The following is a 245-nucleotide window of genomic DNA, read 5'->3' as shown; positions in this document are numbered from 1 at the left end:
ATCCGGCACCTATGACGGAGCCCGAGTTCTGGGATGACGGTGAAAAGACAGGATGGATAAAGGATAATTTTGATTCTCCTGTAATAAATTTTGCAAATCTGAATAAGCTTACAGATTATTTTGCACAGGATACACTTAAAAAGCATGACGGTTCCGTAAGACATATAATGCTTACAGAGGAGGGCTTTACAGCTACAAATCCTGAAAGAGGTAATATAGAGAATGAGCAGGCTGCTGCATTTGCA

1 protein-coding gene is annotated in these 245 nt (G+C 40.4%); it reads left to right on the top strand.

Annotated elements, in window-relative coordinates; all coding sequences use genetic code 11:
- Positions 1-245: DUF5722 domain-containing protein (locus ACSNOD_RS32025; RefSeq protein ID WP_436770549.1), on the top strand; the 245-nt coding region annotated here is incomplete at both ends.

The sequence above is a fragment of the Streptomyces sp. URMC 123 genome (assembly GCF_051386515.1).
Lineage (GTDB): Bacteria > Actinomycetota > Actinomycetes > Streptomycetales > Streptomycetaceae > Streptomyces.
Note: the sequence above shows the minus strand (reverse complement) of the source record. Positions and strands in the feature narration are given on the sequence as shown.